The organism is Erythrobacter sp. (assembly GCF_011765465.1).
Taxonomy (GTDB): domain Bacteria; phylum Pseudomonadota; class Alphaproteobacteria; order Sphingomonadales; family Sphingomonadaceae; genus Erythrobacter.
Genome location: NZ_CP050265.1, coordinates 33,291 through 53,387, shown reverse-complemented (window position 1 = coordinate 53,387; position 20,097 = coordinate 33,291). Strand labels below are relative to the sequence as shown.

Sequence of the window (20,097 nt, the reverse complement as noted above, 5' to 3'; positions counted from 1 at the left end):
GCGGCATGAGAGGAACCCCCATTTTCGCCGCCGCGCTGCTCGGCCTTGCCGCCGCGCCGCTCGCCGCCCAGAACCAGCCGCCTGAGGAGGCCGAGGCCATCCTCGCCGCGCAAGCCTTCATGCAGGCCATCGGGAGCGAGGACAAGGCCGCGCTCGCCGATCACCTGATCCCCGAAGCGACGATCTTCGTGCATGACCGGATGGACCCGGCGACCCCCAAAGTCACGATCATCCCGGCCGCCGATCACCTCGCGCGGTGGGCGAAATCGACCCGCCGCGTGTCCGAGGAGATGGCGATGGAACTGGTCCTCGTCGAAGGCGACATGGCGCAGATCTGGGGGCCCTATGCCTTCCGCGTCGAGGGCGAGATCAGCCATTGCGGGATCAATTCGCTGAGCCTCGTGAAGCGCGACGGCAAGTGGATGGTCGGCAACACCAGCTTCACGATGGAGCCGCCCGGCAAATGTGCCGAGATCGGCGCGCCGGGGCTGGGCGCATGATCGCAAAGCTCCTCATCGCCAATCGCGGCGAGATCGCCTGTCGCATCATCCGCACCGCGCGCGCCATGGGCGTGGCGACGGTCGCGGTCTATTCCGACGCCGATGCGAAGGCTCTGCACGTGCGCTCTGCTGACGAGGCGGTGCATATCGGCCCCTCGCCCGCCGCCGAAAGCTACCTCGTCGGCGAGAAAATCATCGCGGCGGCCAAGGAAACGGGCGCTGAGGCGGTGCATCCGGGGTACGGCTTCCTGTCGGAGAACGCTGCCTTCGCGCAGGCCGTGATCGACGCCGGGCTCATCTGGGTCGGGCCGAAGCCTTCCAGCATCGAGGCGATGGGGCTGAAGGACGCCGCGAAAAAGCTGATGCGCGAGGCGGGCGTCCCGGTGACGCCGGGCTACGAGGGCGAGGACCAGTCGGTCGAGCGGCTCGCCAAGGAAGCGGAAGCCATCGGCTACCCCGTGCTCATCAAGGCGGTCGCGGGCGGCGGCGGCAAGGGGATGCGCAAGGTCGATGCCCCCGGCGATTTCGCAGCCGCACTCGAATCCTGCCGCCGCGAGGCGCGCGCGAGCTTCGGCAATGACGAAGTGCTTTTGGAAAAGTGGATCACCTCGCCCCGCCATATCGAGGTGCAGGTGTTCGGCGACTCGCACGGCAACGTCGTCCACCTGTTCGAACGCGACTGCTCGCTGCAGCGCCGCCACCAGAAGGTGATCGAGGAAGCCCCCGCCCCCGGCATGGACGAGGCGACCCGCGAGGAAATCTGCGCCGCCGCCGTGCGCGCCGCCAAGGCGGTCGATTACGAAGGCGCTGGCACAATCGAATTCATCGCCGATGCCAGCGAAGGCCTACGCGCCGACCGCATCTTCTTCATGGAGATGAACACCCGCCTTCAGGTCGAACACCCCGTCACCGAGGAGATCACCGGGGTCGATCTGGTCGAATGGCAGCTGCGCGTGGCAAGCGGGGAGCCGATCCCGCTGAAGCAGGACGACCTCTCCATCAACGGTCACGCGGTCGAGGCGCGGCTCTATGCGGAAGACCCGGCGAAGGGGTTTCTGCCGAGTACGGGGCGGTTGGAGGACTTCTATCTGGCCCAGCGCAATCGGCGGGACGGCAACCTGCGCGTCGATACGGGCGTCGAGGAAGGCACGGAAGTCTCGCCCTTCTACGACCCCATGATCGCCAAAATGATCTGCCACCGCCCGACCCGCCTCGAAGCCATTGAGACGCTGGCGACACAGCTTGGCCGTTCGCATTGCTACCCGGTGAAATGGAACGCGGGCTTGCTTCGCAACCTCGTCCTCGCCGAGGACTTCAAGGCTGCGAAGCTCGACACAGGGTTCATTGAACGCAATCTCGCCGAACTGATCCCGCCGACTGCGGCACCCGACGATGCGCTCGAAGCTGCGGGCCTGCTGATCGCTGCAATGGCGAATGGAAAACAGGCAGAGGATTCGCTCGACCTTGACGATACGTGGCGCCCCCGGATGGTGGGCTTCCGCTTGAATGCCGAGCCCAAGCCGCTGTCAGTCCGTGTTAGGCACGGTAATGAGGTGGTCGAGGTGGACGTCAGCACGCAATCCATATGGGATGTGCCGATTGCCCGGGCGAAGGCCGATGGGATATTCGTCAGCAACAACGACGGCTGGTCGGGGCTGTTCAGCGCGGCGCGCCACGACGGCACCGGCCAAGCCTCCGCCGCCGATGGCGCGATTATCGCTCCCATGCCGGGCAAGGTCATCGCGGTCGATGTCGCAGAGGGTCAGGCCGTCACCGCAGGCCAGCGGCTCATGGTGCTCGAGGCGATGAAGATGGAGCACGCCCTCACCGCGCCCTTCGACGGGACCGTGACCGCCCTCGAGGCCAGCGAAGGCGGGCAGGTGCAGGTCGAGGCGGTGCTGTGCGTGGTGGAGCCTGCGGGGGAATGACAATGGCCTGCGCATCCCAATCGGTTGCGCAGCAACCGCAAGGGCGACCGCCCGCCCGCAGCGCCGCAAGGCGCGAGGATTTCGCACGCCGGATGGCGTGCAGAAAAACAGACTCATGACTTGGGCGAAGGAACTCGAGGAACTCAAGCGCCGCGAGGCGTTGGCGGAGGAAATGGGCGGGCCGGACAAGGTCGCGCGGCAGCACTCTCGCGGCAAGATGGACGCCCGCGCGCGGCTCGCGGCGCTCGTCGACGAAGGCTCCTTCCGCGAGATCGGCAAGATCGCGGGGCGCGGGCACTACGACGAAAACGGCGATCTTGAGAGCGTCACCCCCGCCCCCTTCCTCTTCGGCAAGGCTCTCATCAACGGAAGGCCCGTGGTCGCCACCGCAGACGACTTCACCATTCGCGGCGGCGCGGCGGACGCAGGCATCGCGCGCAAGATGGTGCAGGCCGAACAGATGGCGCACGAGCTTCGCCTGCCGATCATCCGCATGATCGACGGGACCGGCGGCGGCGGCAGCGTCAAGACGCTGGAGCAGATCGGCGCGACCTATATCCCCGCCGTGCCCGGCTGGGGCGATGTGGTGACCAACCTCGACACCGTGCCGGTCGTCGCGCTCGCGCTCGGTCCGACCGCAGGCCTCGGCGCGGCGCGGACCGTCGCCTCGCATTACTCGATCATGGTGAAGGGCCTGTCGCAAATCTTCGCCGCCGGCCCAGCCGTGGTCGAGGCGATGGGCGAGGCGTACAAGGACGGCTCGGCCAGCCACGAGGACGCCAAGGAAGCATTGGGCGGCAGCGCGATCCACACCCGCAACGGTGTGGTCGACGACGAGGTGGGATCCGAGGCCGAAGCCTTCGCCCGGGCGCGGCATTTCCTCTCCTTCATGCCCGAACACGTCGGCCAGCTCGCCCGCCGCGCGGAATGCTCGGACCCCACAGACCGGCGCGAGGAAGCGCTGCTTTCCCTCGTCCCGCACGATCCGAAACAGGTCTATTCGATGCGCCGCGCGCTCGAGATGATCCTCGACAAAGGCACGGTGTTCGAGATCGGGCGGGGCTGGGGCCGCGCCGCGATCACCGCGCTCGCGCGGCTCGACGGCTGGCCGGTCGCAGTGGTGGCGAGCGATCCGAGCTATCTCGGCGGGTCGTGGGAGGCGAAGACATCCGAAAAGGTCGAACGCTTCGTGAAGCTTGCCGACCAGTTCCGCCTGCCCATCGTCCACCTCGTCGACAATCCCGGCTTCATGATCGGGCGCGAGGCGGAGATGGCCGGGACCATCCGCTACGGCGTGCAGGCGATGAACGCGATCTACAAGGCCAGCGTCCCGCTTGCGAGCGTCGTCATGCGCCGCGCCTACGGCATCGCGGGCAGCGCGATGAGCAATGCGGAGAGGTATCAGTACCGCTTCTGCTGGCCGAGCGGCGACTGGGGGAGCCTGCCGATCGCGGGCGGGCTCGAGGTCGCCTACAAGGCCGAACTCGAAGCCGCCGAAGACCCCGAAGCCGAACTCGAAGCGATCAGGGAAAGGCTGGCGAAAGTCACCAGCCCCTTCCGCAGCGCCGAACGCTTCAACGTCGAGGACATCATCGACCCGCGCGACACCCGGCCCCTGCTGTGCGAATTCGCGGGGCTCGCCTGGCGCAGGCTCGAAAGCGAACGCTAGACCGGAACGAAGGGCCGCAAGTCCGGAGTCGAAGCCAAAGGCGCAGACGTGCACAGCACACCTGCAAGGACGCCCGCAGCGATGCGGCCTTCAGGTCGCAAGAGCGAGGAAATCGCACCCGCGGATGCGGGTGCGCAGATCAGGACGCAGGCTCAGCGCCGAAGCCCATCGCGGGCTCGGGCGGGCCGAACAGCTTGCCCTTCTCGCTGAACAGCACCAGCGCGAGGCAGGTCAGCCCCGCCGCCAGCAGCGACAGCGCGAGCGGCTGCGCGGTCCCGTCATAAGCATAGCCGATTCCCGCGCCCAGCACTGCCGCGGTCGTCATCCGCACGAAGGCGTGGACCGAACTCGCCGCCCCGGCGATGGCGAAAAAGGGGTTCATCGCGATCGAGCCGAAATTGCTCCCGATAAAGCCGAGCAGTGCCATGTTGATCGCCATCAGCGGGACGAATTGCCACAGGCTTTCATCCGGCTGGAAGGCGAAGAAGACCTGCACCGAGGCGACCGCGATGAAGGCGAACAGCGCGGTGTGGCTGACCCGCCGCGCGCCGAAACGTTCGACGATCCGCGAATTGGACCAGCTCGCCAGCGCCATCGAACCGGCGCACACGCCGAACACGACGGGAAACAGATCGCCCGCACCGAAGGTCTCGGTAATCAGCTGCTGCGAGGAATTGATGAAGCCGAACAGCGCGCCGAACACCAGCGAGGAGCCGAAGACATAGCCGATCACGCTCGGCAGGCTCAGCGCGCGGGCCATGTTGCGGGCGATCGGGACGACCTCGATCGGCTGGCGGTTCTCGGGCGCGAGCGTTTCGGGCAGGCGGAACCAAACCCAGCCGCCGACCGCCGCGCCCAAAAGCGCCATCGCGCCGAACACCGCGCGCCAGTCGGCGACCAGCAGGATCAGCTCCCCGATGCTCGGCGCGACCGCCGGGACCATCAGGAAGATGACGAAGATGAGGCTCATCATGCGGGCCATCTTGTCCCCACCCACACGGTCGCGGATGATCGCGGGCGGCAGGGCGATGATCCCCGCCGCGAAAAAGCCCTGCGCCGCGCGAATCGCGATCAGCGCGTCGAACGTGGGGGCGAGCGCGCTGGCGAGGCTGAGGGCGATGTATATGCCGATCGACACGAGCAGCACGGGGCGCCGCCCGAACCGGTCGGCCAGCGCGCCCGGAGCCAGCGCGCCGATGCCCGCAGTCAGCAGGTAGACCCCGATCACGAATTGCCGCTCGTTCCCCGGCACACCGAGGTCGAGCGCAAGCTCGTCGAGCGCGGGCAGGATCGCATCGATGCCGAAAGCCTGCAGCGCCATCAGCAGCGCCATCAGCCAGATCAGCTCGCGTTCGCCCAGGCGCGCGGGCGCAGCAGAGGGTTGGGCAGTCGTCGCCATGCCCGGCCCCATGCCCGCAGGCTCGCCGCTTGACCACTCTTCTTTTCGCATATGCACAAAATCGCAATCGCATGGAAAAGTTCCAATGGGTAGCAGGAGAAAACTTTTCCCCGCATGGCGAGCAGCCTATCGTCGCGCGCGTGCCGCCCGACCCGCCCGCCCTCGACGATGACGCCCTGCCCGAAGAAGCGGACGGGCTGCGCAAGATCATCCATGTCGACATGGACGCCTTCTTCGCCAGCGTCGAACAGCGCGACAATCCCGAGCTTCGCGGCAAGCCGGTCGCGGTAGGGGGCGCGAGCGGGCGCGGGGTGGTCGCCGCCGCGAGCTACGAGGCGCGGGCGTTCGGGGTAAGAAGCGCCATGCCATCGGTCACGGCGAAGCGGCTGTGCCCCGATCTCATTTTCGTCAAGAGCCGCTTCGACGCCTACCGCGAGGCGAGCCGCCAGATCCGCGCCGTGTTCGAGCACCATACCCCGCTGGTCGAGCCCCTGAGCCTCGACGAGGCTTTTCTCGACGTGACCGAGGACCGCCTCGGCATCGGCAGCGCGACCCGCATCGCCGAACTGATCCGCCAGGAAATCCGCGCCAAGACGCAGCTCACGGCGAGCGCGGGGGTCTCCTACAACAAATTCCTCGCCAAGCTCGCCAGCGACCAGAACAAGCCCGACGGGTTGTGCGTCATCCGCCCGGGCGAAGGGGCGGCCTTCGTCGCGGGACTCCCGATAAGGCGCTTCCACGGGGTTGGACCCAAGGCCGAGGAAAAGATGAAGCGCCTCGGCATCGAAACCGGCGCGGACCTCGCGGGCAAGGACATCGCCTTCCTGCGGGAACATTTCGGCTCCTTCGCCGAATATCTCTTCCGCGCCGCGCGGGGCATCGACCTGCGCCCCGTGCGCCCGCACCGCATCCGCAAGTCGGTCGGCGGAGAGCGCACCTTCTCGCAGGACATCGGCGGTGCGGACGCGCTGCGCGACACGCTCGAGGACATCATCGACATCGTGTGGGAGCGGATCGAGCGGGCCGAGACGCGCGGGCGGACGGTGACGCTCAAGCTCAAATACATCGATTTCCGCATTGTCACGCGGGCGAAATCGATTCCCTCTCGTCCCGGGGATTGGGTCGAGGACAAGGCCCGCTTCGCGCAGCTTTCGCGCGACCTGCTCGAAGAGGCGCTGCCATTGCCCATGCCGATCCGGCTGATGGGGCTGACCCTCTCCAATCTCGACCGCGGCAAGGCGCAGGAGCCGCGCCGCGACGAGGCGCAGCTCTCGCTGCTCTAGCCGCGCCCTGTGCCGCGCGCCCGCCCCTGCGCCTTCCACGCCGCGATCCGCGCTGCGGTGACGGGCCCCAGCGGTTCGGGCAGCGAATCGGCCGGGAAGAAGCGCGCCTCGATCACCTCGCGCCGGTCGGGCCTGGGCCGCGCCGTGCTGGTGGCGGCGAAGAGATGCGCGCTGTGGGGCGAGCCCGAGACGACCTCCTCGATCACCGCGACGAGTTCGAGCCGGGAGAGCTCGATGCCCAGTTCCTCCGCGATCTCGCGGCGCGCGGCGGCCTCGGGCTCCTCGCCCCTGTCGATGCCGCCGCCGGGCAGCATCCAGCCGCGCGGGCCGTAGGAATGGCGCAGCAGCAGGATTTCACCCGCACCGTTCTCGATCACGACCGCGCAGCCCGCGAGCCGCGTCCCGCGCCAGAGCCGCCAGCGGTGGCGCACGTGAAAGGCGAGCGGCAACAGGGCGCGATGGAGCGCGGGTGGAAGGAGGCGTTCGACCGCCTTCGCGATCAGGTGAAGCATTGAACCGGAATGGCCTCTTGCGCGGCGCGCGCAAGCAGGCGGGCGACGGGAAGGTCGCTTTCCCCGCGCGCCGCCGCTTCGAACACGGCGCGCTTGTCCTCGCCCCGGATGACGAACATCAGCCGCCCGGTGCGAAGCAGGGCGGGGATGGTCAGCGTGATCCGGTCGAACGGCGCTTCGGGCGGCAGCGGGTCGGGAGTCAACCGCCGCACGTGCCGGGGGTCGTGCGAGTCGGGATCGGTGTTCGGGAAAAGCGAGGCGATGTGCCCGTCCGCGCCCATGCCGAGCCATGTCAGCGCGAAATGCGGAGGTATCGCGTCCTCGGCAAGCGCGACGACGCGCGCGCCGACCGGCTCGAAGAGAGCGCGGATGCGGCCCGTGTTCGAGGCCGGGTGATCCTCGGGCACGATGCGGTCGTCGCCCGGCCAGACAGCGATGCGGCTCCAGTCGAGGTCACGCTGCACCAGCGTCTCGAACACCGGGAACGGGGTCGAGCCGCCCGGCACGCTGATCGCAACCTCGCCTTCCCCCGCCGCGAGCGCTTCGCCGAGCGCGCGTTCGATGAAATCGGCAATCGCGGCTGTATCCGCATCGGGCAGGAATTCGATCACGTGTGCCCCCTACCAGCCAGTGCGGACATGAAAAAGGGGCCGCTGCCGGCAAAGCCGCAGCGGCCCCCTCGCATGGTGTGGCCGGATCCGATCAGCCGAGGATCGAGTTGAGGAACCACACGCGCTCCTCCGCCATGTCGGTCCAGTCGTCGACGAGGCCATCGGTCGCGTTGTCGCCGGTTTCCTCGCACAGGCCCTTCAGCTTTTTGAGCCGGTCGATGACCTTGGTGTTGTCGTCGCGCAGTTCTGCGACCATGTCCTCCGCCGAAAGCGTCGTCGCGTCCTGGTCCTTGATCGCGGTGTGCTTGGCGATCGAACCGATCGAGGTCAGCGTGTCGCCGCCCTGCTTGCGCACGCGTTCGCCGATGTCGTCGATCTGGTCGCGGATCTCGATCGCCTGCTCGTCGAACAGCAGGTGCAGGTCGCGAAAGCGCGGACCCTTGACGTGCCAGTGGAAGTTCTTGGTCTTGGTGAACAGGGCGAAGTGATCGGCAAGCAGCCCGTTCAACTCGGCGATGAGGGCGGCTTTCGAATTCGATTGGTCGGCCATGGGCTTTTCTCCTTTTCTGCGTCCTAGGTTCAGATGCGCATCCGTGATTGCGAATGAATTGCAAAGACTTGCATCATTATGTTTCATGGGATCAACGGGCGAAGGCGCAGATCGTTTCCCCGAAAAGACAGGTTGCAATGATCGGCTAAGTCGATCACCAAACCGCGTAACGCGCGTTCAATCCGATGAAGAGCGCCGCAACGAACAGCAAGACCGCCAGCGCCAGCCGCAGCGCGCGCAGCGGAACGCGGGCGAGGTCGCGCGCTCCGGCGAACCAGCCGAGCGCGACCGCCGCCCCGCCCCCGATCGCCCCGCCGATCACCGTCACGACCGGGTAGACCGCCTCGGCCGCCAGCGCGAACACGGCGAAGCGCGCCGCGTCCCCAACCTGCCGGGCGAGCAGGACAATCCCGATCGCGCCAAGCGAGCGGGTCGGCTCGGCCGGGCGCTTCACCCGCGCGGGCCAAGCGAGTTCGAAGGCCGCGATGGCGAGCGCGAAGGCGACCAGCATTTCGGCGGCGCGCTGCGGCAGGATGCCGGCAAGGCCCGCGCCCGCCCACGCCATGAAAGCCGCGCTCGCCAGCGAACACGCAAGGCCGAGCGCGAGCAGCGCGCCCGATTTTCCCAGCGCATCGGACAGCTCCGCCACGAGCAACTGGTCGCGCCCGCCCAATGCGATGGCGAAGACCAGCAGCAGGGTGAAGAGGAAACTGTCCATGCCCCCCATCCTTACCACCCCCGCGCGCGAGCGAAACGGCCTGCGTCCCTGCAAATCGACAGGTGGCGCGGCGCGCGCTTCGCGCCTAGGCTCTCGCCGCAAGGTTCAAGGGAGAGGCAATGAAACTCGAACAGGGAATGGCCGCCGTCGTAACCGGAGGCGCGTCGGGGTTGGGCAAGGCGAGCGCGGCGGCGCTGGCCGAAGCGGGGCTGAAAGTCGCGATCTTCGACATCAACGACGAGGCGGGCGAGCAGCACGCCGCGCAGATCGGCGGGACGTTCCACCATGTCGACATCATGGACGAAGAGAGCGTGGAGGAAGGCTTCGCCGCCGCCCGCGCGGCCAACGGGCAGGAACGCGTGACGGTCCACTGCGCGATGGCATCGAAGCGCGGCAAGACGCTCGGCTGGGACAAGGCAAGCGGCGGGTACAAGCGCCTGCCGACCGAGGACTATGAATTCGGCGCGCAGGGCATCCTCGTCGCGAGCTACCGCGTCGCCAGCATTTCCGCGCTCGGCATGGCGAATGCCGAGCCCTTGAACGCGGACGGCGAGCGCGGGGCGATCGTGCTCACCGCGAGCGTCGCGGCGCAGGACGGGCAGATCGGGCAGGTCATCTACGGTTCGTGCAAGTCGGGGGTGAACGGGCTCGTCCTGCCGATGGCGCGCGACCTGATGGACGTCGGCATCCGCGTGAACTCGGTCATGCCCGGCATCTTCGCGACTCCGCTGATGCTCGGCATGAAGGATCGCAACCCGGCGATGTGGGAGCAATTGAACGCCTCGGTCCCCTTCCCCAAGCGGCTCGGCGAGCCGGAGGAATTCGCCTCGCTGATCCTCGAGATCGCGCGCAATTCCTACATCAACGGGCACCAGTTCCGGCTCGACGGGGCAATCCGGATGCCGCCCCGTTGATTTTTCCCCGCGCGGAGTTTTTTGCGCTCACGGCCAGTCGGCTTCCCCGACGCCTTGCGCGGGGGCGGCCTGACCGGCCGGCGCGCAGTCGCGCTTGCGAGCCTCTGGCTCGTTAAGCGCACATCATTGGAAGGACGGACAATGGCAACGCAGACGAACGAATATCCGACCCGTGCCTATGGCGCGACGTCGCCCGACAGCGGCGTTGGGCCGATGCAAATCACCCGGCGTGGCCTGCGCGAGGACGATGTGCTGATCGAGATCAGCCATTGCGGCATCTGCCATTCCGACCTCCATTCGGCGCGCAACGACTGGGGGCGCACGACCTATCCGATCGTGCCGGGCCACGAGATCGTCGGCACGGTGGCCGCCGTCGGCGACAAGGTCACGCGCCACGCGGTCGGCGACAGGGTCGCGATCGGGTGCATGGTCGATTCCTGCATGGAATGCACCCATTGCGAGGCCGATCTCGAGCAGTACTGCCTCGATGGGGGCATGACCGGGACCTATAACGGAACCGACCGGCGCGACGGGACACCGACCTATGGCGGCTATTCCGAACGCATCGTCGCGCGCGAGGAATTCGTGCTCAAGGTTCCCGAGGGCCTGCCGATGGCCGAGGCCGCGCCGCTGCTGTGCGCCGGGATCACCACCTATTCGCCGCTTCGCATATGGAAGGTCGGCCCCGGCACGAAGGTCGCGGTCGCCGGGCTCGGCGGGCTCGGGCACATGGGCGTGAAACTCGCCGCCGCGATGGGTGCCGAAGTCACCGTGCTTTCCCGCAGCGAAAGCAAGCGCGCCGACGCGGAAAGCCTCGGCGCGCACGCTTTCCTCAACACCACCGACAAGGCGGAGATGAAGGCGAAGGCGGGGTATTTCGACCTCGTGCTCAACACCATTCCCGTGCGCCATGACGTCACGCCCTATCTCCACCTGCTGCGAGTCGACGGGGTGCAGGTTCTCGTCGGCGTGATCGATATGCTGCCCGAGATGCACAGCGCCGTGCTGCTGGGGCGCAAGGTGCTCACAGGGAGCGGGATCGGCGGGCTTGCCGAAACGCAGGAGATGCTCGATTTCTGCGCCGAAAAGGGCATCCTTCCCGAGATCGAGACGATCCGCATCGACGAGGTTCCGCAAGCCTACGACCGGATGGAGGCGAGCGACGTCAAGTATCGCTTCGTGATCGACATGGAGAGCCTGCGCGCGGACTGACCGCGCGAGGGTCATTTTCGGCAAATTGTCCGGACAATCCGCGTAGCAAAACTGCGTGTGGCGTTTGTGCAACGCAACATAAAAATCGTGAGACCTGATACCATGACACGCTTGCGCAAGCGGTGTCATTGATGTGACAGCTTGCAGCCGTTGCACGGGCCCGCTCTGAAAAGAGGTCCGGCATTGAAATATCGCAGGCGGAACGCACCACCTCTCTTTCAAGGAGCGTTCCACATGAAGAAGACCTATATCCACGCCCCGCTGGTCCTCGCGATCGCCGCGGCTTCGGCTCCGGCCATGGCCAAGAGCGATGCGCTGCCGGTGAGTTCGGCCGCCTCCGCGCTCGCGATCGCCGACGACGAGGCCGCCATCGAGCTGGCCGAACGGCTCGACGCGATCGCGCCCGATGCGGCCGCCGGCAGCGAGACCATCGCTCTCGAAAGCACCGCGACCGGCACGCTGGGCGCCAGCGATTTCGCCCTGACCTCGGCTTCGGCCTCGGCTTCGGCTGCCGCGACCGCCCCCGCTTCCAGCGAAATCGCCGTGACTGCCGCTGCGGCCGCCGCCGCGCAGGGCGAAACGGGCGGGCGTTCGGACAGCTTCACCGTCACGCTCAACCAGGACGCCTTCTTCGGCTTCTACCCGGCGTTCAACGGGCTCATCCCGATCAGCGACAATGTCGATTTCAGCTTCTACGGCATCATCTGGACCACCGACGCCTTTGGAACCGGCCTCGGCAGCGACCTGTGGACCGAATTCGGCGCGGGCGTCGCGATCTATTCGGGCGATTTCGTGATCAAGCCGCAGATCGGCATCACCAACGGGGCGCTGCTTTCGGGCGGCGTTCTCGATGCGAACGACGTGCCGACCGGGACCGGCGGCAATTTCGCCGACGGCATCGTGCCGAGCCTGACCGTCAATTATTCCGGCGAAATGTTCGAGGCGGAATTCTACGGCGGCTACTACGCGGCGCTGCGCAACCGGAACGACGACGCCGCGCTCGACTTCCTCCACACCTGGATCAACGCGGGCTACAAGTTCTCGGACAATGTCTCCGCCGGCGCGCACTACGAGCTGCTCAGCAACACCCGCAACACTTTCCCCGGCGGGTCGACAGCAGTCGCGTATCAGTGGGTCGGGCCCTATGTGCAGTTCTCGACCGACAACGGCTTCTTCGCCCGCTTCACGGCCGGCGCGGATATCGAGGACGGCAACGACGGCGATTTCTACAAGCTGACCGCCGGCTTCTCCTTCTGAGGCACACCGGGCGGGCGCACCTTCCAGCCGATGGCGCGTCCGCCCGTCTTAGTCCGGCGGGACGGGAACGCCCCCGCGCCTCGGCGCGGGGGCGCTCTTGCATTCGGGCGGCGATCACGTTCCAAAGCGATATTCGATTGCGAATTTCCGCAACTGAAAAGTGCCAATTGCAGAATCGGAAAGCCGGATTGCGCAAAAAAGGCTGTTCCTGAAAATTCGATTATCGTAATCGTGTAAATGACATCGCTTCCCTCGGCGAGTCACGCTAATCCGTCTCCACCCAACCAAGGAGGAAACGAACATGAGCCTGCACATCGGCGATACCGCCCCCGATTTCACCGTCGACACCACCACCGGCCCCATCACCCTGCACGAATGGGCGAAGGGCAGCTGGGTCTTCTTTTTCAGCCACCCGGCCGATTTCACTCCCGTGTGCACGACCGAGATGGGCATGACCGCAAAGCTCGCCGACGAATTCGAGAGGCGCAATGTCAAGCCGCTCGGCCTGTCCACCGACACGGTCGAGGAACACCGCGCCTGGATCGCCGATGTCGACGAGACGCAAGGGGTGAGCCTGCAATTCCCGATCGTGGCCGACCCCGATCTCACCATCGCGCGCAGCTATGACATGATCCACCCGGACGAGAGCGAAACCGCCGCGGTGCGCTCGGTCTTCATCATCGATCCCGATATGAAGATCCGCCTCATCATGACCTATCCGATGAGCGTCGGGCGCAATTTCGACGAGATCCTGCGCGTGATCGACAGCCTCCAGCTGGGAGATCGCGCGCGCATCGCCACTCCTGCCAACTGGACGCCCGGTGGCGACGTCATCATCCCGCCCTCGATCGGCGACGAGGAGGCGCGCAAGCTCTTCCCGCAGGGATTCAAGACGATCAAGCCCTACCTGCGGACCACCCGGGTCGAATGACACCGGCCGCGGCCATCCGCGCGGGGAACGGACCGGCCCGTCCGGCCGTTTCCGCGTGGAGCCGCCGCCCTCGTGATGCCGAAGCGAAACCGGGAGATTACCCGATCAAAGCCGCTATCGCCTTCGTCACGGGATTGAAATCGGACCGCGCCATTCGCCTGCCCTCGAAGAGGACCGAGAATGTTTGAACAAGCCGACGCGTTGCTGCTGGCCCGCATCCAGTTCGCCTTCACGGTGAGCTTCCACTTCTTCTTCCCCGCTTTCACGATCGGGCTCGCCAGCTACCTTGCCGTGCTCGAAGGGCTCTGGCTCAAGACCGGTCGCCAGCGGTTCATGGACCTCTACAAGTTCTGGCTTAAGATCTTCGCGATCAGTTTCGCCATGGGCGTCGTCTCGGGCATCGTGATGAGCTACCAGTTCGGGACCAACTGGTCGGTCTTCTCGGACGTGGCCGGGCCGGTGATCGGCCCGCTGATGGCCTACGAGGTGCTGACCGCCTTCTTCCTCGAAGCGGGCTTTCTCGGCGTGATGCTGTTCGGGATGAACCGGGTGGGCAAGAAGCTTCACTTCGCCGCGACCTGCATGGTCGCGGGGGGCACGTTCCTGTCGGCCTTCTGGATCCTTTCGGTCAACAGCTGGATGCAGACGCCCACGGGCTTCGAAATCGGCGCGAACGGACAGATGCTCCCCGGCGGCAGCTGGTGGGACATCGTCTTCAATCCCTCATTCCCCTATCGCCTCGTCCACACCGTGCTGGCGGCCTACCTGACCACCGCCTTCATCGTCGGCGGCGTGGGCGCGTTCCACCTGCTGCGTGAGCGGGCCGCGCGCCGCAAGGGAGAGGCGGGCGAGCCCAATCGTCACGCGCGCACCATGTTCTCGATGGCGATGTGGATGGCCGCGCTGGTCACGCCGCTGCAGATCGTCGCGGGCGATTATCACGGGCTCAACACGCTCGAACACCAGCCGCAGAAGGTGATGGCGATGGAGGGGCATTACGATTCCTACCCCGACGGCGCGCCGCTCTACCTGTTCGGCATTCCCAATGACGAGGAGCAGCGGCTCGATTACGCGGTCGGCATCCCGAAACTGTCGAGCCTCGTGCTCAAGCACGATCTCGACGCGCCGATGGCCGGGCTCGATACGATTCCCGACGACGAGCAGCCGCCGACGGCCATCGTGTTCTGGTCTTTCCGGATCATGGTCGCTCTCGGTTTCCTGATGTTGGGCGTCGGGCTGTGGAGCCTGATCGCGCGCTGGCGCGGCAAGCTTTACGACTGGCCCTGGCTACACCGCGCGGCGGTCGTCATGGCGCCGTCGGGGCTGATGGCGGTGCTCGCCGGGTGGATCACCACCGAGGTCGGCCGCCAGCCCTATGTCGTCTACGGCGCGCTGCGCACCGCCGAGGCGGCAAGCCCGCTTTCGGCGAGCGCGGTCGGCAGTTCGCTGGTCGCCTTCGTGGTGATCTATTTCGCCGTCTTCGGCGCGGGCGTGTGGTATATCCTGAAGCTCATGGGCGCAGGGCCGCATACCGGCGAGCCGGGGGTCAAGCGCGGCGACAGGGGCCCGATCCGCACCGCGGGGATCGCGCCTGGCCTGTCGCACAACCCGGGCGATGACGGGAATGTCGGCGTGCTGGCGGAGCCGGCCGAATGACCTACAGCGTCGACCTCACCGCCGTCTGGGCCTTCATCATCGCCTTTGCCGTCTTCGCCTATGTCGTGATGGACGGGTTCGACCTCGGCATCGGCATATTGTTCAAGTTCTTCGAGGCCGGGCGCGAGCGCGACCGGGCGATGAACTCGATCGCGCCGGTATGGGACGGGAACGAGACATGGCTGGTGCTCGGCGGCGGCGGGCTGTTCGCGGCCTTCCCGCTGGCCTATGCCGTGATCCTTCCCGCGACCTACCCGCTCATCATCGCCATGCTGCTGGGCCTCGTCTTTCGCGGGGTCGCCTTCGAGTACCGCTGGCGCGATCCCGGCCACCGGCGCTATTGGGACGCGGCCTTCACCGGCGGCAGCATCGTCGCCGCGATGGCGCAGGGCATGACGCTGGGCGCGCTGCTGCAGGGGATCGAGGTCGAGGGCCGCGCCTTCGCGGGCGGGCCGTTCGACTGGCTCACGCCCTATACCCTGCTCACCGGGGTCGGCACGCTCGCAGGCTATGCCCTGCTAGGCGCGACCTGGCTGGTGTGGAAGCTGGACGGCGAGGCGCAGGACCATGCGCGGCGGCTGGGCAAGTGGGCGGCGGCGGCGACGATCGTGCTGATGGGCGCGGTGAGCATCGCCAATGTCCTGCTCAACGAGGAATATGCCGCGCGCTGGCTGACCGCGCCGGAAATCTACTACGTCTGGCCGGTCCCGCTGCTGACGGCGGCGGTGGCGGTGATGCTGTGGCGCGCGCTGTCGACCGACCGGCACTCCAAGCCGTTCTGGCTCTCGCTCGCGCTGTTCCTGTTCGGCATGGCGGGCGTCGGCGTGACACTGTGGCCCCATGTCGCCCCGCCCTCGATCACGATCTGGGACGCGGCCGCACCGGTTTCGAGCCAGCTTTTCATGCTGGTCGGCACGGTCATAACCATGCCGCTCATCATCGGTTACACCGGCTGGGCCTATTGGGTGTTCCGCGGAAAGGTGGGGGATGAAGGCTATCACTGAGCCGGAGGACACCCCCGCCGAGATCCCCGCAGACGAAAGACCGCTGTGGCAGCGCCTTGCATGGATGGCGGCGATCTGGGGCGCGAGCGTGGCCGTCCTGGGACTTGTCGCGTGGCTGCTGCGGCTGTGGGTCGCGCCATGACCGGCAAGCAGCCGATTGCCGGAGCCTGCCCGCTTTTCTAAACTCCCTTCGCAAGTCACGCGAAGGGAGAGAATCGTGCGCAAATGGATTTTCGCGGCGGCGAGCGTCGCGGCAATGGCGGCCACCGGCGCTCAGGCCGAGCCGCGCTACGAAGCGGAAATCACCCGCACCACCTACGGCATCCCGCATATCGTCGCGCCCGACTGGCGCGGGCTCGGCTACGGGGTCGCCTATGCCTATGCCCAGGACAACCTGTGCCTCATGGCCGAACAATTCGTCACCGTCCGGGGCGAGAGATCGCTCCATTTCGGCCCCGAAGGCCGGCTCGGGCCGGGCAATCCGGACATGGGCAATCTCGAATCCGACGTCTTCTTCCGCGCCGCGATCGATCTGCCAGCCCTGCGCGAAGGATGGAAGGATGCCGCACCCGAAGCGCGTGCGGTCGCGCAAGGCTATGTCGCAGGCTACAACCGTTTCCTCGCCGATGCCGGGCCTGAGGGCGTTCCCGAGGCGTGTCGGGGCGAGGAATGGGTCCGCCCGATCGGCGAAGACGATATGCTCGCCTATCTCGAAAGGCAGATGATCATGGGCGGCCTGCTCGCTCTGGGCAGCGGCATCGCCAACGCCGCCCCGCCCGAACCCGCCGAGGCGCCCGCCAAGGCTGCATCGCTCGATTTCGACGCCTTCCCCTACCCGGTGAAACCCGAATTGGGCAGCAATGGCTGGGCCTTCGGCGGCGAGGCGACCGCGAACGGGCGCGGCATGGTCATCGGCAACCCGCACTTCCCGTGGAAAGGGCCCAACCGCTTCTGGCAGATGCACACCACCATCCCCGGCGAATACGACGTGATGGGCGTCGGGCTAGCGGGGGCGCCGTTGCCCTTCCTCGGCTTCAACAAGGATGTCGCCTGGACTCACACCGTCACCGCCGCGCGCCATTTCACGGTCTATGCGCTGACGCTCGATCCCGCCGATCCCACGCGCTATGTCCTCGACGGCGAAACGATCGACATGGAGGCGCGCGAGGTCGCCGTGCCGATGCCCGGCGGCGCTGAGCCGGTGACGCGCACGGTCTATTTCACCCGCTTCGGCCCGGTCGTCTCGATCCCCGGCACGCCTTTCGTATGGGGCAAGTCGATGGCCTTCGCGATCCGCGACGCCAACCGGTTCAACCAGCGCGCCTTCGAGGCGTGGATCCGCATCGGCAAGTCGGAAACCGTGCACGAGATCGAGGACGCGGTGAGCGAGACGCTGGGCATTTCCTGGGTCAACACGATCGCGGCCGACCGCGCGGGCGACGCGCTCCATGCCGATATCACCGCCGTCCCGAACGTGTCGGCGGCGAAGATCGAGGAATGCTCGACACCCTTCACCGCGCTCGCCGCCGCGCGGGTGACGCTGCTCGACGGGTCGCGCTCGCAATGCGCGTGGGACGTGGCCGAGGGGACGGCGGTGCCGGGCCTGATGCCCGCGTCGGACCAGGCCTCGACCATAAGGCGCGACTATCTCACCAACAGCAATGACAGCTACTGGCTGAGCAACCCGCGCGCGCCGCATCCGGAATTGTCGCCCATCCTCGGCAAGCACGAGGAGGCGCTTTCCCTGAGGACGCGCTCGAATTTCCTCGAGACCGAGGCGCTGCTTGCCGGCGGCAAGATCGACCACGAGCGGGCGAAGCGGCTGGTGCTGGCGAACAAGAGCCTTGCCGCCGACATGGCGCTCGAGACGGTGCTGGACCTGTGCGCAACGCGCGAGACGCTGGAAGAAGCCTGCGCGGCGCTTGCCGGTTGGGACCGGCGGTTCGATGCCGACAGCCGCGGCGCCTACCTTTTCGCCGAATTCTGGATGAAGGCCGAGCGGATGCCGGGGCTGTGGCAGGTCGCCTTCGACCCCACCGACCCGGTCGCGACCCCGCGCGATCTGGCGGACGGCGGCGCTGCGGCGGAAAAGCTGCTCGATGCTCTGGGCGAGGCCGTGGCCGAGCTGAGCGAAAACGGCATCGCGCTCGATGCGCGCTGGGGCGACGTGCTCGCCTTTCGCGCGCCCGAAGGCGAGATCGCGATCCACGGCGGCCCGCACCAGGCGGGCGTGCTCAATATGCAGGTGATCGTCGATGCGATGAAGGTGCCGGGCGGGCTCGAGCCGCTCCACGGGTCGAGCTACATCCAGATCGTCGGCTTCGACGAGGACGGCCCGGTTGCCGATGCGATCCTGACCTATTCGCAGTCCACCAACCCCGCCTCGCCGCATTTCGACGACCAGACCCGCCTGTTCTCGGACAAGCAGTGGGTGCGCCTGCCTTTCGACGAGGAAGAGATCGCAGCCGAGGCGATCGGCGAGACGATCACGCTTTCCGAATGAGCGAACGCGCCGGATGCGGGTGCATCCGGCGCGCCTGGTGAGGGGGCCGGGCGCTGGCGCGCCCGGCCTTGTCGGGATGTGGCCTATGCCGCCTGCTTGATTTCGACCAGCGTGAGGCCGAAGATCAGATCCTCGCCCGCGAGCGGATGGTTGCCGTCGGCGGTGACCGAATCTTCCTTGACGTCGGTGATGACGAGCTGGATCGGCTGGCCGTCGTTCTGCTGGGCCGACAGGGTCATGCCCGGCTGCGGCTGGGCATCGGGCGGAAGGTTGGCGCGCGGGATCTCCACGATCAGTTCCTCGCGGCGCGGGCCGAAGGCGTGTTCGGCATCGATCGTCACCGTGTCCTCTCCGCCGACTTCCATCTGGGTCAGCGCGCTTTCGATCTGCGGGAAGATCTCGTCATTGCCGAGCGTGAGCGTCTGCGGCCCCTGCCCCTCGGTCCCGCCGACGACTCGGCCTTCCCTCGTCTTGACGACATAATCGATCGCGACGGTATCGCCGGTCTTTGCGGTTGCCATTGTAATCCTTTCCTTATCCGGATGTTCGTGTTCTCCGGCAGCCCGAAACCGGTCCATTCGCGCAGGCGCGCGCAGGGCATCTCGTCTCGCGCGCGAGTCTCTCAATCGAAGCCGTCGGTGTCAAATGAAGCCGGACGCGGCCTTTTCGGCACTTCGCGCGGGCTCGCTCGTTGGGCCGGCATGATTGTAATCTCACGCACGCAACCATCTCTCCCGCCAGCCGCGCGAGGCCGCCCGTGAGCGCGCCGATCCTCGTCATGGGCGCGACCTCGGGCATCGGCAAGCTCGCGGTGAAGGAGGCCGTCCGGCGCGAGCTTCCCGTGCGCGCATTCGCCCGCAGCGCCGACAGCCTCGAGACGACCCGCCTCGTCGAACCCTTTCCCGGCGATGCCACCGACAGCGCCGACGTCACCCATGCGTTGAAGGGCGTGCGCGCGGTTATCTACGCGCTGGGCATTTCGGAGAGCGTCTCGATGCTGTGGCAGAAGGAGACATTGTTCTCCACAACGACCGAAATCCTCGTCGAGGCGATGAGCGAGGCCGGCGTGCGTCGGCTCGTCGCGGTGACGGGCTACGGCGCGGGCCGCTCCAGGCAAGCGATGAGCACGCTGGAGCGGCTCGGCCACCGCGCGCTGCTCGGGCGGGTCTATGCCGACAAGGACCGGCAGGAGCAGATTATCCTCCACTCCGCGCTGCAATACACGATCGTGCGCCCGGTGATCCTCACCGGCGGGCCGAGATCGGGCAAGGCCAAGGTCAAGCGCGATCCATCGGGCTGGCACAACGGCATCGTCAGCCGCGCGGATGTCGCGGCCTACCTGGTCGATGCAGTCGAGAAGGACCTCGACATCGGGCGCGACGTAGTGCTCGCCCGCTAGCCGCGCCCCGGTCGCGGCAGGGCTCGCTTGTGGGAGCCCCTCCCCTCTGAT

19 protein-coding genes are annotated in these 20,097 nt (G+C 67.0%); 13 read left to right on the top strand and 6 right to left on the bottom strand.

The genetic code is table 11. From position 1 onward, the window contains the following. Positions 1-5: 5 nt before the first annotated feature. From G9473_RS00275 to G9473_RS00265, 3 genes are all read left to right on the top strand, one after another. Positions 6-500 carry a hypothetical protein gene (locus G9473_RS00275; RefSeq protein WP_291134858.1) on the top strand — a complete coding sequence of 165 codons (495 nt, stop codon included), beginning with the start codon at positions 6-8 and terminating at the stop codon, positions 498-500. After that, on the top strand, positions 497-2,428 hold the full coding sequence (locus G9473_RS00270) for an acetyl/propionyl/methylcrotonyl-CoA carboxylase subunit alpha (protein WP_291134856.1): 1,932 nt from the start codon (positions 497-499) through the stop codon (positions 2,426-2,428). Before G9473_RS00275 ends, G9473_RS00270 begins: the two co-directional genes overlap by 4 nt. A 115-nt stretch (positions 2,429-2,543) precedes the next feature. Continuing rightward, positions 2,544-4,097, top strand: coding sequence for an acyl-CoA carboxylase subunit beta (locus tag G9473_RS00265; protein WP_291134854.1), 1,554 nt, complete (start codon positions 2,544-2,546; stop codon positions 4,095-4,097). A gap of 139 nt (positions 4,098-4,236) precedes the next feature. Here the strand turns inward: G9473_RS00265 and G9473_RS00260 are convergent, their stop codons facing one another. After that, positions 4,237-5,496, bottom strand: a complete 1,260-nt coding sequence (locus G9473_RS00260; protein ID WP_291134852.1) for a multidrug effflux MFS transporter — start codon at positions 5,494-5,496, stop codon at positions 4,237-4,239. Positions 5,497-5,567: 71 nt separating this feature from the next. On the opposite strand from G9473_RS00260, the gene dinB reads away from it, so the two are divergent. After that, complete coding sequence (dinB, locus tag G9473_RS00255; RefSeq protein WP_291134850.1) at positions 5,568-6,779, top strand: DNA polymerase IV; 1,212 nt, start codon at positions 5,568-5,570, stop codon at positions 6,777-6,779. Here dinB and G9473_RS00250 read toward each other — a convergent pair. The 4 genes from G9473_RS00250 to G9473_RS00235 all read right to left on the bottom strand — a co-directional run bounded on the left by G9473_RS00250 (position 6,776) and on the right by G9473_RS00235 (position 9,170). Continuing rightward, complete coding sequence (locus tag G9473_RS00250; protein ID WP_291134848.1) at positions 6,776-7,291, bottom strand: NUDIX domain-containing protein; 516 nt, start codon at positions 7,289-7,291, stop codon at positions 6,776-6,778. The two genes, dinB and G9473_RS00250, sit on opposite strands and share 4 nt — an antisense overlap. After that, entirely contained in the window at positions 7,279-7,902 is a 624-nt protein-coding gene (locus G9473_RS00245) for a 6-phosphogluconolactonase (RefSeq protein ID WP_291134846.1), read from the bottom strand. The genes G9473_RS00250 and G9473_RS00245 overlap by 13 nt, the downstream gene beginning before the upstream one ends. A 91-nt stretch (positions 7,903-7,993) precedes the next feature. Continuing rightward, a complete protein-coding gene (locus tag G9473_RS00240; RefSeq protein WP_291134844.1) occupies positions 7,994-8,452 on the bottom strand; it encodes a DNA starvation/stationary phase protection protein in 459 nt (152 codons plus the stop codon). A gap of 154 nt (positions 8,453-8,606) precedes the next feature. Then, a complete protein-coding gene (locus tag G9473_RS00235; RefSeq protein WP_291134843.1) occupies positions 8,607-9,170 on the bottom strand; it encodes a hypothetical protein in 564 nt (187 codons plus the stop codon). Positions 9,171-9,289: 119 nt separating this feature from the next. Here G9473_RS00235 and G9473_RS00230 point away from each other — a divergent pair, with 119 nt between their 5' ends. The 8 genes from G9473_RS00230 to G9473_RS00195 all read left to right on the top strand — a co-directional run bounded on the left by G9473_RS00230 (position 9,290) and on the right by G9473_RS00195 (position 18,647). Further along, positions 9,290-10,084, top strand: coding sequence for an SDR family oxidoreductase (locus G9473_RS00230; RefSeq protein WP_291134841.1), 795 nt, complete (start codon positions 9,290-9,292; stop codon positions 10,082-10,084). 141 nt (positions 10,085-10,225) lie between these two features. Further along, positions 10,226-11,296, top strand: coding sequence for an NAD(P)-dependent alcohol dehydrogenase (locus tag G9473_RS00225; protein ID WP_291134839.1), 1,071 nt, complete (start codon positions 10,226-10,228; stop codon positions 11,294-11,296). A 234-nt stretch (positions 11,297-11,530) separates the two neighbouring features. Next, on the top strand, positions 11,531-12,553 hold the full coding sequence (locus tag G9473_RS00220; RefSeq protein WP_291134837.1) for a DUF6733 family protein: 1,023 nt from the start codon (positions 11,531-11,533) through the stop codon (positions 12,551-12,553). 301 nt (positions 12,554-12,854) lie between these two features. After that, positions 12,855-13,484 carry a peroxiredoxin gene (locus G9473_RS00215; RefSeq protein ID WP_291134836.1) on the top strand — a complete coding sequence of 210 codons (630 nt, stop codon included), beginning with the start codon at positions 12,855-12,857 and terminating at the stop codon, positions 13,482-13,484. 180 nt (positions 13,485-13,664) lie between these two features. Further along, positions 13,665-15,140 carry a cytochrome ubiquinol oxidase subunit I gene (locus tag G9473_RS00210; RefSeq protein WP_291134834.1) on the top strand — a complete coding sequence of 492 codons (1,476 nt, stop codon included), beginning with the start codon at positions 13,665-13,667 and terminating at the stop codon, positions 15,138-15,140. Beyond that, positions 15,137-16,144, top strand: a complete 1,008-nt coding sequence (cydB, locus tag G9473_RS00205; RefSeq protein WP_291134832.1) for a cytochrome d ubiquinol oxidase subunit II — start codon at positions 15,137-15,139, stop codon at positions 16,142-16,144. Before G9473_RS00210 ends, cydB begins: the two co-directional genes overlap by 4 nt. Positions 16,145-16,166: 22 nt before the next feature. Further along, entirely contained in the window at positions 16,167-16,286 is a 120-nt protein-coding gene (locus G9473_RS00200; protein ID WP_291138551.1) for a DUF2474 domain-containing protein, read from the top strand. A 75-nt stretch (positions 16,287-16,361) separates the two neighbouring features. Further along, the gene (locus tag G9473_RS00195; RefSeq protein WP_291134830.1) at positions 16,362-18,647 is read left to right on the top strand and encodes a penicillin acylase family protein; all 2,286 of its coding nucleotides are present in this window, start codon (positions 16,362-16,364) and stop codon (positions 18,645-18,647) included. A gap of 83 nt (positions 18,648-18,730) precedes the next feature. Here G9473_RS00195 and G9473_RS00190 read toward each other — a convergent pair whose 3' ends face one another. Beyond that, the gene (locus tag G9473_RS00190; protein WP_291134829.1) at positions 18,731-19,168 is read right to left on the bottom strand and encodes an FKBP-type peptidyl-prolyl cis-trans isomerase; all 438 of its coding nucleotides are present in this window, start codon (positions 19,166-19,168) and stop codon (positions 18,731-18,733) included. 236 nt (positions 19,169-19,404) lie between these two features. Between G9473_RS00190 and G9473_RS00185 the strand changes: the two genes are divergently transcribed. Beyond that, positions 19,405-20,046, top strand: coding sequence for an NAD(P)-dependent oxidoreductase (locus tag G9473_RS00185; protein ID WP_291134827.1), 642 nt, complete (start codon positions 19,405-19,407; stop codon positions 20,044-20,046). Positions 20,047-20,097 lie beyond the last annotated feature (51 nt).